The organism is Rhodoplanes azumiensis (assembly GCF_042682915.1).
In the GTDB taxonomy this organism is placed as follows: Bacteria; Pseudomonadota; Alphaproteobacteria; order Rhizobiales; family Xanthobacteraceae; genus Rhodoplanes; species Rhodoplanes azumiensis.
Map to the genome: position 1 here is coordinate 183,936 of NZ_JBHUIW010000004.1, position 15,405 is coordinate 199,340.

The following is a 15,405-nucleotide window of genomic DNA, read 5'->3' on the forward strand; positions in this document are numbered from 1 at the left end:
GCTGTGGCGGGCGGCCGGAGCGATGCGACGATCGTCGCGCGATCGATCTCCCGAGACCATCCCTCGACTTTCCAACCGGCAGGACGAAGACCATGACGGGTCAAATCTACAACGTGCTGTTTCTCTGCACCGGCAACTCGGCCCGCTCGATCCTGGCGGAGAGCATCCTGTGCAAGGACGGACGCGGACGGTTCAACGCCTACTCGGCCGGAAGCCAGCCGAAAGGCACGATCAACCCACTCGCCCTGAAGGTGCTGGAGCGGGCCGAATACCCCACCGAGGGCCTGCGCTCCAAGAGCTGGACCGAGTTCGCGACCCCGGATGCGCCGGTGATGAACTTCGTCTTCACGGTCTGCGACAACGCCGCCGGCGAGGCCTGCCCGGTGTGGCCCGGCCAGCCGATGACGGCCCATTGGGGGATCGAGGATCCGGCCGCCGTCGAGGGCACCGAGATCGAGAAGGAGCGGGCCTTCGTCCAGGCCTTCAGGTACCTGAAGAACCGCATCTCGGTGTTCACGTCCCTGCCGATCGCGGGCCTCGACCGGCTGGCGCTCGGAACCAAGCTCCATGACATCGGCCGGCTCGACGGCGCCACGGCGCAAAGCTCCAAGGTCGCCTGATGGACGTGATCATCTACCACAATCCGCAATGCGGCACCTCGCGCAACACGCTGGCGATGATCCGCAACGCCGGCGTCGAGCCGCATGTGATCGAGTACCTGAAATGCCCGCCGACACGGGCGATGCTGGTCGCGCTGATCGGCCGCGCCGGCCTGACCCCGCGCGAGGTGCTGCGTGAGAAGGGGACGCCCTATCACGAGCTCGGTCTCGACGATCCGGGGCTGTCCGACGACGTGCTCGTCGACGCCATGATGGCGCATCCGATTCTGATCAACCGGCCCCTCGTGGTGAGCCCGAAGGGCGTGCGCCTGTGCCGGCCGTCGGAGCTGGTGCTCGATCTGTTGCCGCCGCAGCAGGGCGAGTTCCGCAAGGAGGACGGCGAGCTGGTGATCGACGACGCCGGCCGGCGCGTCGACGCCGCGTAAAGGAGCCGACATGTCGACGTTCGAACGTTATCTGACCATCTGGGTGGCACTCTGCATCGTCGTCGGCATCGCGCTCGGCCACCTCATGCCGGGCGTCTTCCAGGCCGTCGGGAGCGCCGAGATCGCCAAGGTCAACCTGCCCGTGGCGGTGCTGATCTGGCTGATGATCATCCCGATGCTGATCAAGATCGACTTCGCCGCGCTCGGGAAGGTGCGCGAGCACTGGCGCGGCATCGGCGTGACGCTGTTCATCAACTGGGCCGTCAAGCCGTTCTCGATGGCGGCGCTCGGCTGGTTCTTCGTCGGCTGGTTGTTCAAGCCCTACCTCCCGGCCGACCAGATCGGCTCCTACATCGCCGGCCTGATCATCCTGGCCGCCGCCCCCTGCACCGCCATGGTTTTCGTGTGGTCCAACCTGACCAAGGGCGAGCCGCACTTCACGCTGTCGCAGGTCGCCGTCAACGACGTCATCATGGTGTTCGCCTTCGCGCCGATCGTCGGCTTGCTGCTCGGCCTGTCGGCCATCACGGTGCCGTGGGACACGCTGGTGCTGTCGGTTGTCCTCTATATCGTGGTGCCGGTGATCATTGCCCAGATTTTGCGGCGGCGCGTGATGGGGAACGGCGGCGAGGCCGCCCTGGGGCGCCTCCTGCACACGATCCAGCCGATCGCGCTGATCGCGCTGCTGGCGACGCTCGTGCTGCTGTTCGGCTTCCAGGGCGAGCAGATTCTCGCCCAGCCGACGATCATCGCGTTGCTCGCGGTGCCGATCCTGATCCAGGTCTACTTCAACTCCGGCCTCGCCTATCTGCTCAACCGCTTCGCCGGCGAGCAGCACTGCGTCGCCGGGCCTTCGGCTCTGATCGGCGCCTCGAACTTCTTCGAGCTCGCGGTCGCCGCCGCCATCAGCCTGTTCGGCTTCCAGTCCGGCGCCGCGCTCGCCACCGTGGTCGGCGTCCTGATCGAGGTGCCGGTGATGCTCTCCGTGGTGTGGATCGTGAACTGCAGCAAGGACTGGTACGAACGCGGCGCCGGCACGGCCATGGCCGACGCATCCTCCCGGCCGGCCGCCAATCCGCCGGCGTGAGTCGCGCCATCGCAGTCACGACAACAGGGTCCGGAGAGCCCGGCCCAACGGGCCGGACTCCTCGCTCACGGCGCCCGGCCGAAGCAGCCGCGGCGCATATCTTACGCGACCGCGGAGCGTTCGTCCGGAAGGCAGGCGATGCACAAGAATGGCCGAAGACCGCTCCAGGCCAGCTGATGGAGTGATGCCCGACCAAGGTCCACTCCACGGCACCGCAGCAACGCGTGACTCGAGAGGACGTGACCGGACGATCTGGTCGATGTGGGGGGACGATCGGTCGAACGACGACCCTCGTGAGACCCGGATGCGGACCGCACGGGATGCCTGATCGATCCCGCCCCGCACCCGACCAGGCCGGGAGGGTCGGAGTCGTCGACGCATCCGTGACGCACAACGGGACGTTTCTCTGGCGCCTGCCTGCAATCGATATTAGGATCGTGATCATTAAGAACTGTGCCCGGGAGAGAAACATGATTGCGACGTCGGCGGCGGGCGCGAGCTAGCCATCGCACCGGTTCGTGAGGCCGGTGACGCTTCTGTTTTTCATGTGCGATCGCCACCGCTCGCGCGGTGTCGAATGGGACTTTCACTCCAAAATGCACCGACCGCGGACGCATCGACGTCGCGCGGCGAGGGAGGATGCCATGAAGCGATGTGATCTGATGGTCGAGGTGGGCCGCCGGAGGTTTCTCGGCGGTCTCGGTGTCGCCGCGGCGGGGGCCGCCGCGGCGGCCACCACGGCGCCGCAGGCGGACGCCGCCCCGGCGCCGGCCCTGGTCGAGTATCCCTCGCGCCGGCTCGCCAACCTGTCTCAGCTCAAGGTCGACGAGCCGCTCGCCGTCGCCTACCCGGACAAGGACGCGCCGGGCGTGCTGATCAAGCTCGGCACGCGCGTGCCTGGCGGCGTCGGCCCCGACGGCGACGTGGTCGGCTACTCGACCGTCTGTCCCCACAAGGGCTTCCCGCTCGCCTATGTCAAGGAGGACAAGACGCTGAGCTGCCCCGGCCACTACGCGCGCTACGACTGCGAGAAGGGGGGCCAGCAGATCTGGGGGCACGCGACCCAGAACCTCGCGCAATACGCGCTGCGGGTCGACGGCAAGGGCGACATCCACGCCGACGGCGTCGACGAGCTTCTGTACGGCCGGCTCAGCAACGTGCTGTGAGGAGATCGCCATGACCTACAAGCGCCACGTCGATCGCCTGCCGATCATCCCGACCAGCGCCAAGGAGCACAACGTCACCTGCCACTACTGCATCGTCGGCTGCGGCTACAAGGCCTACACTTGGCCGATCAACCAGCAGGGCGGGTACGCGGCGACGGCCAACAAGCTCGGCGTCGATCTCGGCAAGCAGCAGCCGGCAGAGACGGCGGCCTGGTACGCGCCGTCGATGTACAACGTCGTCAAGCAGGACGGGAAGGACGTCCATCTGGTCATCAAGCCGGATCCCGACTGCGTGGTGAACTCCGGCCTCGGCTCGATCCGGGGCGCCCGCATGGCCGAGAACCACACCTCGCTCCAGCGCGGCACCCAGCTCGCGCGCCTGACCTCGCCGATGGTGTGGCGCTACGGGTCGATGCAGCCGACCGACTGGGACGACGCGCTCGATCTCGTCGCCCGCGTCACCGCGGCCGTGATTGACGAGCAGGGCGAGGACGGCCTGTTCGTCTCGATGTTCGACCATGGCGGCTCGGCCGGCGGCTACGAGAACACCTGGGGCACCGGCAAGCTCTACTTCGGCGCCATGAAGGTGAAGAACGTCCGCATCCACAATCGGCCCGCCTACAACTCCGAGGTCCACGCGACCCGCGACATGGGCGTCGGCGAGCTGAACAACTGCTACGAGGACGCCGAGCTCGCCGACACGATCGTCGCGGTCGGCACCAACCCGCTGGAGACCCAGACCAACTATTTCCTCAACCACTGGATCCCCAACCTGCGCGGCACCTCGCTCGACAAGAAGAAGCGCGAGTTCCCGGGCGAGCCGGTCGAGGCCGGCCGCATCGTCATCGTCGATCCGCGCCGCACCCTCACGGTCTCGGCCTGCGAGACCGAGGCGGGCAAGGACCGGGTGCTCCACCTCGCGATCGAGCCCGGCACCGATCTGGTGCTGTTCAACGCGCTGCTGACCTACGTGGCGGACAAGGGCTGGATCGACCGCGACTTCATCGCGGCGAGCACGCTCGCGGCCGCGCAGGGCCCGGCGCTGATCTCGCGTCCGGGCGGGGGCGGCGTCGACACGGCCGATCCGCTGACCGACTTCGCCGCCGCGGTCGCCGCCAACCGCACCACCCTCGAGGAGGCGGCGCGCATCACCGGCCTGAAGCCCGAGGACATCGTCAAGGCGGCGCAGTGGATCGCCGAGCCGAAGGCCGGCGGCAAGCGCCGCCGCACCATGATCGGCTACGAGAAGGGCATCATCTGGGGCAACGACAACTACCGCACCAACGGGGCGATCGTGAATCTCGCGCTCGCCACCGGCAATGTCGGCCGGCCCGGCGGCGGCGTGGTGCGGCTCGGCGGCCATCAGGAGGGCTACTCGCGTCCGTCCGACGCCCATGTCGGGCGCCCGGCCGCCTATGTCGACAAGCTGCTGATCGAAGGGCGGGGCGGCGTCCATCACGTGTGGGCCTGCGACCACTACAAGACCACGCTGAACGCCATGAAGTTCAAGCAGGTCTACAAGCGCCGCACCGACATGGTGAAGGACGCCATGAACACGGTGCCGTGGGGCGACCGCAAGGCGATGGTCGACGCGATCATGACGGCGATCCGCCAAGGCGGGCTGTTCTCGGTCGACGTCGACATCGTGCCGACCCAGATCGGCCAGGCCAGCCATGTCTGGCTGCCGGCCGCGATCGCCGGCGAGATGAACCTCACCTCGATGAACGGCGAGCGGCGCATGCGGCTCACCGAGCGCTACATGGACCCGCCCGGCGACGCCCTGCCCGACTGCCTGATCGCGGCCCGGCTCGCCAAGGCGATGGAGCGGGTTCTCCGCGAGCGCGGCAAGGCGGCCTATGCGGACCAGTTCAAGGGCTTCGACTGGACGACCGAGGAAGACGCCTTCATGGACGGCTACCACAAGCACGAGAAGGGCGGCGAGCACGTCACCTATGCGCGGCTGCGGGCGATGGGCACCAACGGCTTCCAGGAGCCGGCGACGGGCCTCGACAAGGACCGCATCGTCGGCACCAAGCGCCTCTACACCGACGGCAAGTTCTCCTCGAAGGACGGCAAGGCGCGGTTCATGATCACGCCGTGGCGCGGCCTGCAGGCCGCCGGCAAGGCCGAACAGAAGGCGAAGTACGCCTTCCTGATCAACAACGGTCGCACCAACATGGTGTGGCAGAACGCCTTCATGGACCAGCACAGCGAGTTCGTGACGGATCGCATGCCCTACCCGTTCATCGAGATGAATCCCGACGACATGAAGGAGCTCGGCGTCGCCGCCGGCGACCTCGTCGAGGTCTACAACGATGCGGGCTCCACCCAGGCGATGGCGCAACCGACCCCTTCGGCGAAGCGGCGCCAGACCTTCATGCTGTTCGCCTATCCGACCGGCGTGCAGGGCAACGTCATCAACGGCGGTGTCAACGAACTGGTGATCCCGAACTACAAGCAGACCTGGGCCGACATCCGCAAGCTCGCCGCGGCCCCGGAGGCGACACGCCGGCTCAGCTTCAAGTCGGCCGAATACCGGACCTGACGCGAGGTCGGCGCCGGGATCGGTCGCGGTCCCGGCGCCGACGCGTCATTCCTCGTGCCAGCCCGTCACCATCATCTTGAACAGGCTGCTCACCCGCGTTCCGGTGGTGCCGAGATAGATGTGCGCCACCATGAAGGCGACGATCATGGCGCCGACCATGTAATGCAGCACGGCGACGGGCAGCAGGCCGTCGACCCCGAAGGCGCGCTTGGGCGCGAGGTCCGGCCACATGAAAACGAGGCCGGAGACGATCAGAAGCGGCATCAAGAGATACATCACCACCCAATAGATGATCTGCTGCAGCGCGTTGAAGTTCGCCTCGCGGGTCGGCGGATAGGGATGATGCTCGCCACGGAAGATGCCGTAGGCGTAGAACTTTGTCTGTCGCCAGCAGCGCTCGAAGAAGCCGTCCGGCTTCGGCACGTACTGCCACCAGTTGCCGGAGACGATGTTGGCGACGACGAAGAAGACGTAGAGCGCCGCAACCGCAAGCCCGGCATTGTTGTGCAGCACGACCGCGAGCCGGAACGGCACCAGCGGCGCCTCCGGCGAAGCGAAGTGCAGGCTGGCCCCGGTGACGGTCAGGATCAGCATCAGCACGGCGTTGCTCCAGTGCCAGAGGCGGATCCACAGCGGCAGGATGAAGATGCGCTCGCTCATTTGCTGCCTCCGCGTCCCAGGCCCGCCACCACGCGGCCGAGGCCGTGCAGGGCGACCCCGCCGAGCGCCAGCACCACCAGGGCGATGCCGATGTAGTCGAAATAAGTGTTGCGGGTGGCGCCGATCACATAGGCCTGCCCGAGGATGGCACTGTTGACGAAGCCGAGCCGCGCCCCTTCGGTCTCCGCCTGCCAGCGATAGAGCCGGGTGCGCAACGCGGTGTCCTGGGTGTGGCAGGTCACGCAGTTCTTCTCGGCCCGGTCCTTGTTCAGCACCTCGTGCGACAAGCTGAGCGTCCGCGTGGTGGAGGCGGGCGTGTGGCACTCGACGCAGCGCACCGCCGCCCAATGCCGCTGCGTGTTGGGCAGCCAGGCGTGGATCGCATCGAGATCGGGCCGCGTCTTCGGCACCGGCAGGGCGCGCGCCGCCGCCGCGAACTTCTCGTCCGAGCCGTGGCAGCCGATGCACATCGCGTTGTCCTGCTTCACGATCAGGGCGGGATCGCGGAGCCGTGCCGCCGTCTGGTAGACGTGCGAGTCGTGGCAGCTCGAGCAGGTGAACGTGTCCTTCAGGTTCTTGGCGTGGACGCTGCGTGCGACCTGCGGCTCGATCCGGAAGGTCTTCTGGGCGTGGCACTCGGCACAGGGCAGCGTCTCCGCCTTGCCGCTCGCCGCCCCGACATGCGGGAACTCGCGATAGCCGCCGGTGTGGCAGGTGCGGCACGCCATGCCGGCGTGGATCGACGTGTCGAACTTGGCGATGTCCACCAACAGTCCGGACAACGTCTTCACGTCGATATCGTGACGTGGCAGCATCCGCAGGCCCGCCTCGCTGTGGCAGGCCGCGCACTCGGCGTTCTGCCGGCGCACCATCGCGGCGGTCTCGGGATCGGCGGACGGCAGGCCCTTGGTCTGCGCCGCGGCCGGACCGGCCAGGGTCGCGGCGACCGCCATCACGGCCGCGCCGAAGAGCCATCGAGTCATTGCATGCGACATGGTCCATCTCCGGGAACCGTGCCCGCGGCCGGGACGCAGCCGACGGCCGGAGCATCCCCCGCCGGTTCGGCGGACAGCGCGAACCCCGAAGAATCCTCGTGGAGGATCTGCGCGGTGACGCGCGCCAGCGCGGCATAGAGCGGCTCACGCGACTGAGCGGCGAGCGCGCGACAGTAGCCGGGCGCCCAGACCAGGAGGTGCTCCTCGAGGAAACGCCGGTGATGGTGACGGGCGGCGGCGAGAGCGTCGTCCGATCCTTCGCTCACGGCGGCGTCCTCGGCCGCGCACAGCGCCGCGACGAAGCGCAGCTCCTCGGCGAGCTGGTCGCACGGACCGGCGAAGACTCGCTCGGTATAGCCGGCCGCCTGATAGGCGGCGGCGACCGCGGCCGTCACGGCTCCGTCCACGGGACCGTCACGCCACACCGACTCGTAGGGCGGCGGCGGGCCGTAGCCTTCCTGCAGTCCGCCGAACAGGCGGGTGTGCTCGACACCGAGCCGCAGCGTGATGTCCGGCGCGCCGTCGCGCAACGGCGCGAGCAGCTCCGCCGCAAGCCCGCCGGCCTCGTCGACCGCCGCGCTGCGCGAAAGCCGCGCGATCGTCTCGGCCGACAGCGGCCGGCCCCAAAACTCCGCGAGCAGGCCGTAGACGGCGCTGCGCATCGCGTTCGGAAGCGGATCGGAATGTGGTGTCATTTCTTGGCGATCCCGTAGAACGGCGTCGCCAAGGCGCCCTCGCCGCGATGGCAGCCCATGCAGGTGCCGCGATCGACGGCGCCCGGATAGGCGGCGAGCGGAAACTCCTCCTTGCGCAGATACTGGATGTTGTCGGGAAACTTCACGCCCGAATGGCAGGTCACGCACTGGATCGCCATGAAGCGCGTGTGGATCCGGTGGAAGCGGCTGCCGACCTCGAGGCTGTACTTGTCGCCCGGCGAGACGTCGCCCTCGCGGATGAGATCCGAGAGGATGCCGGCGCCGACCGGCTTCTCGGTCGAGGCGGCGTCCTTGGTGACCGGATCCTTGGTGACGGCGGCCGGCTGCTGCGCCAGCGCCGGCACGACGCTCAGCGCGGCCGCGAGCAGCAACGCGAACAGTGGCTTCATCGCTCGCCTCCTTCCAGCACGTAATAGACCTGCGGACCGGCGCCGTACTCGCGCTTGAGCTGCGCCGCCTTCTTGGTGCCGATCTGCTTGGCGACCTTGGAGGTCGGATCGTCGACGTCGCCGAAGGCGCGGGCATCGACCGGGCAGACGAGATCGCAGGCCGGCGTGTATTGCGGATCCTTGCCGATGCGGTCGGTCTTGCCGTCGGCCACGGCCTTCTCCAACTTGTGCCAGCAGAACGTGCACTTCTCGGCCTTGCCGGCCTGCTTGCGATGGGTCCAGTGCCGCTCCGCCGCCGGCACCGCCTCGACCGGGGTCGGCGCTTCGCCGGGATAGAGGGTCGCGAGCTTCGCCCCGTTGATCTGCGGCACGCCGTAAGGGCAGACCGCGGCACAGTAGCCGCAGCCCGTGCACTTGTCGTAGTCGATCAGAACGACGCCGAGATCGTTCTTGGTGATCGCCTTGAAGCCCGCCTTGTCGCAGGCGAGTTTGCACGGGGCGTTCTCGCAATGCATGCAGTTCATGGTGACGAAGGTGCGGTAGACGTTGGGGAACGTGCCGCCCTCGGACTCCACCATCACGTTCCACGGCGAGTCCGGCGTGAAATGGTTCTCGACCGCACACGCCGCGACGCAGGCCCGGCAGCCCATGCACCGCTTGGTGTCGATCACGCGAACGAGCTTCATGATCGCGGCTCCTCTCAGGCCTTGGTGATGCGGCACTTGGTATCGTTGAACGAGTTCATTCCGGAAATCTTGTCCGGATGGAGCTCGAGCACGCGGTTCACGGCGATGCCCTTGCGGGCATAGGCCGGGAAGACTGGCAGCTGGTGGCCGTAGTGGTAGGAGATGCCGACCGTGTCGGGCCGGATCCCCTCCGTGAACTTGCAGCGGCCCTTGACCTTCCCGACCCGCGTTTCGATCACCACCTCGTCACCGTCGGCGAGTCCGAGCGTCTTCGCCGCCGTCGTATTGATCAGCACCCGATTCTCCAAAGTGTCCTTGCCGAGCGCGAAGTTCAGGATCGGATTGGTGTTGCTGCACGCCATCTGGTTGCGGTACATGCTCTTGAACGTGATCAGGTAGAACGGCATGTCCGCCGCCTCCCGGTGCGGCGTCGGGAAGGCGTGCTCCTTGCGGGGGATCGGCGAGTAGGCGATCTGGTACTGCGCGACGTCGATGTTCTTGATTCCGTTCTTCTCGACCGTCTGCTTGACCTTCTCGAAGGTGCCGGCCATGGAGTCGGCGTAGAGCTGCATCTTCGGCTTGCCCGGCCCCTTGTACTTGTCCTCGACGCCGGACATGTAGACACGCTGCGGCGTCTTCCTGGACGCGACGAACCCTTCCTTGACGGCGATGTCGAAGGACTTGCCGCCCGTGGCGTTGAGCCAGATCGTCTCGACCGCCTCGCGCGGGGTGTAGTCGCGGCCCTTCTCGAATTTGTGGGTCTTCAAGCTCCATCGCTCGTTGAGAGCGTCGACATAGGCGTCGCGGATGCCGAGCCGCTTCGACAACTCCCACAGGATCGTGAAGCCGTCGTGCTGGAGGTTGTAGGGATTGACGATCGGCTGCCGAATGCCGGTGTTGCTGGCGAACGGATGCGATCGCGTCGGCGCGAAGTGCCAGGACTCGAGGAACCCGAGGTCCGGCAGCACGATGTCGGACATCCAGGCCGTCTCGGTCATGTGGATCTCGATGGTGACGTTGAACGTCTTCTCCATCGATTTGAACTGCGTCGTCGTATCGGAGGTCGAGACCGGCCGGTTGGTGGCGTAGAAGATCTGCATCTCCGGCTCGTAGGGCAGACCATAGGCTTTCGGATCCAGCACCGTCAGCGCGACCTGCTGGCAGACGTCGTGATGGCCGTTGGGGAAGTAGACGCTCTTGGCGAGGTCGACACGCTTGGGCGGATACTCGCAGTAGGCCGGCGCCATGTAGGCCGGGCTGCGGCCGACCGGCCCGAGAATCATGCCGCCGACCGCGTCCGGATTGCCGATCAGCATCTGCAGGATCAGGCCGGAGCGCCAGTTCTGCACCCCGAACTCGCGCGCCGTCATGCCGCGCCAGGTGTGGATCATCACCGGTCGGTAGCGGTGGGTGAGATCGCCCACCTTCGTGGTCGTGCCGATGCGGGCCTCGCGGGCGATCATGCCGGCGAGCTCGCGGATCGTCTCGGCCGGCACACCGGCGATCTCGCCGGCTGCCTCGGGCGTCATCTCGGCGAGGCTCTCGGCGAACACGTCGAACGCCGTCTTCACCGGCTTGCCGTCGACCGTGAAGCTGCCGCGCAGCGTCGGCACGACGCCGGCCTCGAACGGCCTGGCGCTCTTGCTCACCGTGTCCCACACCAGCGGCTTGTCGCCGGCCCTCAGGATGCGCCCGTCGGGACCGACCAGCTGGGGCGCGTTCGTGTAGGTCACCAGGAAGTCGGTGTCGATCTGGTCAGCGTCGATCAGCAGCTTGGACAGCGCGAGCACGATCGCGACGTCTTTGCCGGGCCGCACCGGGATCCACATGTCGGCCTTGGCGCCGACATGCGAGAGCCGGGGCTCGACCACCACCACCTTCATGCCGCGCTCGCGCGCGTCGGTCACGGCGTGGTCCATCCAGCGCGCGAACTGCTCGGCCTCGAAATAGTTCGAGCCGAACACCACGAACAGATTGCAGTGCTCGATGTCCGGCAGGAAGCCGTGATAGCCCCAGGTGATGTCGTCGGCGACGTGACGGGCGGATTCGCACGTCGTCGTGCGATGGATGATGTTCGGCGTGCCGAAAGCCTTGCCGAAGGCGAGCGGGAATTGGTCGCCGATGAGGTACTTTCCGTGGCCGTGCTGCCAGATCAGCTTGGACGGGTTCGTCGCCTTGATCCGCGCCATCCGCTCGGTGATGGTCGTGAACGCCTCCTCCCAGGAGATCTCCACCCACTTCGGATCCTGGTCGAGTCCCTTCTTCGGGTTGGTGCGCTTGAGCGGCGTCTTGAGCCGGTAGGGATTGTACATCTGGAAGGCGCCGGCGACGCCCTTCGGGCAGATGCCGTGATTGTACACGTCGCGGCGCGCCGGATCGGGGCCGATCGAGCGGATCACGCCGCCGACCCTCTGCACCTCGATGCCGCAGAAGTTCACGCAGTGAACGCAGATGCTCTTGATGCTCTCCGCCGCGAGCGGCTGGGCGGCAGCGGGCCGCAGCGGTGCGAGCATCGGAAGGGCGCCGGTCGTGGTCGCCAGAGCGGCGAGCGAGGCGAAGCCCTTGAGCAGATCACGTCGGGAGGCCCCCGCCGACGCGGAGCGGGCCGAGGCATCGGGGGCGCCATCCGTCGCGAAGGTGAGAGTGAGCGGCGCAGGCGACGCTGTCATGGGCATATCCTCTCGACGATCCGGCCATGGGCACGGCAAACGGGTTCGCGGGCGCGGCCGAGACCGCGCCGAATGAGCTGTTCGGATCGGGGGTAAGGTGCGGGATCCGCCTCCGATCGGAGACGGCCTTCAGGGGACGGCCCTCCACGGAAGGATCGCGTCATCGTCTCGCGCGGAGGCACGATCCGGATGAGTCGGTCCCGTTCGGTACGGACGGCGGCGATGGCTGCTCATGAAAGGCACGCGGTGGGAACCAGTGCCGCGCAGCATAGGGGTCGCACTTTCGAACGCCTTGAGAAAACTCAATAAGTCGTTGTTCCAATTTGGTAACGTCGATCGTCGCCAGCCGCCGGAGCGGCACCGGAGCGTAACGCCTCGCCGGTGCCGTTACGCTCCGGTAACATCCTCGACGCCGCGTTACGCAGGAGGGACACATGCGTCGGTTCCTGATCTCGCTGCTCTTCGCGATGCTGTGCGTCGCCCCCGCGAGCGCCGACCCGCCGATTCGGTTCGGCCTCACGGCGGCGGTCGTGCGAGAGCATCTGGATCTCTATGATCGTCTCGCCGCGTATCTCGGTCGCAAGGTCGGTCGCACCGTCCAGATCGTCCAGCGCCGCTCCTATCGCGAGGCGATGGAGCTGATCGAGAACGGCGAGCACGACTTCGCCTGGATCTGCAGCCTGCCTTACGCGAAGTACCGCGACTCGCGGCGCATCGGGCTGCTCGCCGTGCCGGTGTTCCGCGGCGAGCCGCTGTATCGCTCCTATCTGATCGTGCACCGGTCGAGCCCGGTGAAGAGCATGGCGGAGCTGGAAAAGCGCGTGTTCGCCTACTCGGACCCGGACTCGAATACCGGATACGCGGTGCCGCGCCGACAGATCCACCAGCTCGGACGCAATCCCGACAGCTTCTTCCGCCACGCCTTCTTCACCTACGGGCATACCGAGCAGATCGAAGCCGTCGCGGCACGAGTGGCGGACGGCGCCGCGGTCGACTCCTATGTCTGGGAGTTCCTGGCCCGGCACGGATCGCCGCTGACCAACGACACCCGGATCGTCGCGCAGTCGGAGCCCTACGGCTTTCCGCCGCTGGTCTATCGGACCGGCGTCGACGCGGCGTTGCGCGACGCGATGGCGAACGCTCTCCTGACCATGGACAGCGACCCCGACGGCCGGCGTCTCCTGGCCGAGCTGATGCTCGACCGCTTCACCACGCCCGATCCCGCCCTCTACGACGGAGTCGGCCGGAACATCGATCCCCCCTGATGCGCTTCCCGCGGTCCCCGAGCCTCTCGGTCAAGCTGCCGCTCGTCCTCAGCCTGGTCGTCGCGACCGTGGCGGCGACGATCGGGGCGGCGATGGTCTATCAGGACCGCAGCCGATTGCGCGACGAGCTCGAGGGCAAGGCCCTGCTGCTCGCCCGCTCAGTCGCCGTGACGACGCCGGATCTGCTTCTGCGCGGCGACACCTGGACGCTCTACAAGGTGCTCCGGCAGATCACCCAGGGCACCGAGCGCGATGGCGAGGCGGCGACCGTGGCCGCCATGGTGCTCGATCCGGCGGGCCTCGTGCTGTCGCATCTCGACCCCGCCGCTTTTCCGATCGGGCTGCCGGCGGCCCCTGAAGGCTCCGCCGAGCATCGTCTGATGCGGATCGCCATCGCCATGGCGGCACCCGGCGTGCTCGACGGGGACGGCTTCGTCGAGGGCGTCGCGCCGGTCCAGACGAGCGGACGGACCATCGGGATCGTCCGGGTCCAGGTCTCCACACATGAGCTCGATCGGGCGACACGGAGCGCGGGCTTCACCGTGCTGCTGCTCACGCTCGGCATGACCCTGGTCGGCAGCCTGATCGGAGCGGTCTGGTCGATCCGGGCCGTTCGCCCGCTGCGCACCTTGGCGCTGTCGATGGAGCGGATCGGTCGCGGCGAGGTGACGTTGCTCCCGGTGTCGCGCCGCGACGAGATCGGCCAGCTCGTCGACAGCTTCAATCGCATGGCCGTCGAGCTCGACGAGAAGCGTCGGCTGGCGGCGGAGCTCGCCGCGAACGAGAAGGTGATCGCGCTCGGGCGGATCGCCGCCGGCGTCGCCCACGAGGTCAACAATCCGCTCGCCGGGATGTTGAACTGCCTCAGCACCCTGCGAGCGAAGGCGAACGACCCGGAGCTGGTGGCGAAATATCTGCCGCTGATCGAGAAGGGGCTGCGGCGCATCGGCGCCTTGGTGAAGGATCTTCTGATCGAGCTGCGCGTCGAGGACGCGCGGGAGCCGGCCGATCCGTCCTGCCTGGAGGACATCCGCGATCTCGTCGCGGCCGAGATCGATCCGACCCGCATCACGCTCGCCTGGGACAACGGCCTTCAGCCGGGCGACCTCCTGAACCGGCCCAAGATGCAGCAGGTGCTGCTCAACCTGATGCGCAACGCGGTCGACGCGATGCCGGAGGGCGGCCGCCTGGCGTGCCGGTTCTGGGGCGAGCGGACCGACCTGTGGTTCGAGGTGACGGACACGGGCCACGGCATCGAGCCGGCGAACCTGCGCCGCATCTTCGACCCGTTCTTCACCAGCCGGCCGAACGGCACCGGCCTCGGCCTGTGGATCGTGCTTCGGCTCGTCCGCTCGATGGGCGGCAGCATCGACGTCGACAGCGCCCCTGACCGCGGCACCACGTTCCGCATCCGCATTCCCCGGGAGACCGACCTTGTCCCGCAGCCAGCCTGATCCTCATCCGATCCTGATCGTCGAGGACGACGAGATCATGCGTGTGTCGCTGGAGGACCGCTTCCGGCTGGAGGGATTTACGGTCGTCTCGGCGGCGACGATCGACCGGACGCGCCGCGAGCTCGAGCTCGGCCCGAAGCCGTGCCTCGTGATCACCGACGTGCGGCTGCCCGACGGCAGCGGGGCCGAGATCTTCGAGCTGTGCCGCACCACGCTCCCCGGCGTGCCGGTGGTGGTCATGACGGCGTTCGGATCGGTCGCCGACGCGGTGCGCCTGGTGAAGGCCGGCGCGCTCGACTACCTGGAAAAGCCGTTCGATCTCGACGATCTCGTCGATCTCGTGCGTGTCACGGTCCGCAATCCCGAGCCCGGCGACGACCGCAGCCTGCGGAGCAGCCTGGAGGAGGCGGAGCGCGCCGCCATCGTCGATGCGCTCGCCCGCAACGATTGGGCCGTCACCAAGACGGCCCAGGGGCTCGGCATCTCCCGCAAGAGCCTGTGGGAGAAGATGCGCCGCTACCGGATCGAACGCTGACGAGCGCAGGCCCGTGGCCGGCGCGATTCACGCGCCCGCGGCGCACGCCGCCGACGGTCCGGGAGGCCGCTCGGCTCGGCCCCCGACGGCCCCTCTCGACGAGACGCCGCGCCACGCGGTCCCCGAGAAGCACCGGCGATTGTGACCCACATCAATGCGCTCTCGCGCCGTCGCGGTCCGTTGAGGACGGGAG

14 protein-coding genes are annotated in these 15,405 nt (G+C 67.7%); 8 read left to right on the forward strand and 6 right to left on the reverse strand.

Features of this window, described 5'->3' with window-relative positions:
• Positions 1–92 precede the first annotated feature (92 nt).
• From ACFSOX_RS06025 to ACFSOX_RS06045, 5 genes are all read left to right on the forward strand, one after another.
• Positions 93–620 carry an arsenate reductase ArsC gene (locus ACFSOX_RS06025; protein ID WP_378476962.1) on the forward strand — a complete coding sequence of 176 codons (528 nt, stop codon included), beginning with the start codon at positions 93–95 and terminating at the stop codon, positions 618–620.
• Positions 620–1,045, forward strand: coding sequence for an arsenate reductase (glutaredoxin) (gene arsC / locus ACFSOX_RS06030; protein WP_378476886.1), 426 nt, complete (start codon positions 620–622; stop codon positions 1,043–1,045). Before ACFSOX_RS06025 ends, arsC begins: the two co-directional genes overlap by 1 nt.
• A 10-nt stretch (positions 1,046–1,055) precedes the next feature.
• Positions 1,056–2,132 (forward strand): ACR3 family arsenite efflux transporter, encoded by a 1,077-nt coding sequence (arsB, locus tag ACFSOX_RS06035; protein WP_378476887.1) that lies wholly within the window; start codon positions 1,056–1,058, stop codon positions 2,130–2,132.
• Positions 2,133–2,776: 644 nt separating this feature from the next.
• A complete protein-coding gene (locus ACFSOX_RS06040) occupies positions 2,777–3,298 on the forward strand; it encodes an arsenate reductase (azurin) small subunit (protein ID WP_378476888.1) in 522 nt (173 codons plus the stop codon).
• Positions 3,299–3,308: 10 nt separating this feature from the next.
• Entirely contained in the window at positions 3,309–5,843 is a 2,535-nt protein-coding gene (locus tag ACFSOX_RS06045; protein WP_378476889.1) for an arsenate reductase (azurin) large subunit, read from the forward strand.
• 45 nt (positions 5,844–5,888) lie between these two features.
• On the opposite strand, the gene ACFSOX_RS06050 is transcribed toward ACFSOX_RS06045, so the two are convergent.
• The 6 genes from ACFSOX_RS06050 to ACFSOX_RS06075 are packed head-to-tail and all read right to left on the reverse strand — an operon-like array spanning position 5,889 to position 11,958.
• Positions 5,889–6,503, reverse strand: coding sequence for a cytochrome b/b6 domain-containing protein (locus tag ACFSOX_RS06050; protein ID WP_378476890.1), 615 nt, complete (start codon positions 6,501–6,503; stop codon positions 5,889–5,891).
• Positions 6,500–7,486 carry a cytochrome c3 family protein gene (locus tag ACFSOX_RS06055; protein ID WP_378476891.1) on the reverse strand — a complete coding sequence of 329 codons (987 nt, stop codon included), beginning with the start codon at positions 7,484–7,486 and terminating at the stop codon, positions 6,500–6,502. Before ACFSOX_RS06055 ends, ACFSOX_RS06050 begins: the two co-directional genes overlap by 4 nt.
• On the reverse strand, positions 7,483–8,193 hold the full coding sequence (locus ACFSOX_RS06060; protein WP_378476892.1) for a TorD/DmsD family molecular chaperone: 711 nt from the start codon (positions 8,191–8,193) through the stop codon (positions 7,483–7,485). Before ACFSOX_RS06060 ends, ACFSOX_RS06055 begins: the two co-directional genes overlap by 4 nt.
• On the reverse strand, positions 8,190–8,603 hold the full coding sequence (locus ACFSOX_RS06065) for a hypothetical protein (protein WP_378476893.1): 414 nt from the start codon (positions 8,601–8,603) through the stop codon (positions 8,190–8,192). The genes ACFSOX_RS06060 and ACFSOX_RS06065 overlap by 4 nt, the downstream gene beginning before the upstream one ends.
• Positions 8,600–9,289, reverse strand: coding sequence for a 4Fe-4S dicluster domain-containing protein (locus ACFSOX_RS06070; RefSeq protein ID WP_378476894.1), 690 nt, complete (start codon positions 9,287–9,289; stop codon positions 8,600–8,602). Before ACFSOX_RS06070 ends, ACFSOX_RS06065 begins: the two co-directional genes overlap by 4 nt.
• A 14-nt stretch (positions 9,290–9,303) precedes the next feature.
• Positions 9,304–11,958, reverse strand: a complete 2,655-nt coding sequence (locus ACFSOX_RS06075) for a molybdopterin-containing oxidoreductase family protein (protein ID WP_378476895.1) — start codon at positions 11,956–11,958, stop codon at positions 9,304–9,306.
• 434 nt (positions 11,959–12,392) lie between these two features.
• Between ACFSOX_RS06075 and ACFSOX_RS06080 the strand changes: the two genes are divergently transcribed.
• Genes ACFSOX_RS06080 through ACFSOX_RS06090 form a run of 3 tightly spaced genes read left to right on the forward strand, consistent with a single transcriptional unit; the run spans position 12,393 to position 15,212 of the window.
• The gene (locus ACFSOX_RS06080; protein WP_378476896.1) at positions 12,393–13,223 is read left to right on the forward strand and encodes a substrate-binding domain-containing protein; all 831 of its coding nucleotides are present in this window, start codon (positions 12,393–12,395) and stop codon (positions 13,221–13,223) included.
• Positions 13,223–14,677: an ATP-binding protein gene (locus ACFSOX_RS06085; protein WP_378476897.1), complete on the forward strand. Its 1,455-nt coding sequence runs from the start codon at positions 13,223–13,225 to the stop codon at positions 14,675–14,677. Before ACFSOX_RS06080 ends, ACFSOX_RS06085 begins: the two co-directional genes overlap by 1 nt.
• Complete coding sequence (locus tag ACFSOX_RS06090) at positions 14,658–15,212, forward strand: response regulator (protein ID WP_378476898.1); 555 nt, start codon at positions 14,658–14,660, stop codon at positions 15,210–15,212. Before ACFSOX_RS06085 ends, ACFSOX_RS06090 begins: the two co-directional genes overlap by 20 nt.
• Positions 15,213–15,405 lie beyond the last annotated feature (193 nt).

Bases quoted from the DNA above. Each gene is read 5' to 3' on its own strand.
- ACFSOX_RS06065 (WP_378476893.1), bottom strand. From the start codon at position 8,603: ATGAAGCCACTGTTCGCGTTGCTGCTCGCGGCCGCGCTGAGCGTCGTG.
- ACFSOX_RS06060 (WP_378476892.1), bottom strand. From the start codon at position 8,193: ATGACACCACATTCCGATCCGCTTCCGAACGCGATGCGCAGCGCCGTC.
- ACFSOX_RS06025 (WP_378476962.1), top strand. From the start codon at position 93: ATGACGGGTCAAATCTACAACGTGCTGTTTCTCTGCACCGGCAACTCG.
- ACFSOX_RS06085 (WP_378476897.1), top strand. From the start codon at position 13,223: ATGCGCTTCCCGCGGTCCCCGAGCCTCTCGGTCAAGCTGCCGCTCGTC.
- arsC (WP_378476886.1), top strand. From the start codon at position 620: ATGGACGTGATCATCTACCACAATCCGCAATGCGGCACCTCGCGCAAC.
- ACFSOX_RS06075 (WP_378476895.1), bottom strand. From the start codon at position 11,958: ATGACAGCGTCGCCTGCGCCGCTCACTCTCACCTTCGCGACGGATGGC.
- ACFSOX_RS06040 (WP_378476888.1), top strand. From the start codon at position 2,777: ATGAAGCGATGTGATCTGATGGTCGAGGTGGGCCGCCGGAGGTTTCTC.
- ACFSOX_RS06080 (WP_378476896.1), top strand. From the start codon at position 12,393: ATGCGTCGGTTCCTGATCTCGCTGCTCTTCGCGATGCTGTGCGTCGCC.
- ACFSOX_RS06050 (WP_378476890.1), bottom strand. From the start codon at position 6,503: ATGAGCGAGCGCATCTTCATCCTGCCGCTGTGGATCCGCCTCTGGCAC.
- ACFSOX_RS06070 (WP_378476894.1), bottom strand. From the start codon at position 9,289: ATGAAGCTCGTTCGCGTGATCGACACCAAGCGGTGCATGGGCTGCCGG.
- ACFSOX_RS06055 (WP_378476891.1), bottom strand. From the start codon at position 7,486: ATGACTCGATGGCTCTTCGGCGCGGCCGTGATGGCGGTCGCCGCGACC.
- arsB (WP_378476887.1), top strand. From the start codon at position 1,056: ATGTCGACGTTCGAACGTTATCTGACCATCTGGGTGGCACTCTGCATC.
- ACFSOX_RS06045 (WP_378476889.1), top strand. From the start codon at position 3,309: ATGACCTACAAGCGCCACGTCGATCGCCTGCCGATCATCCCGACCAGC.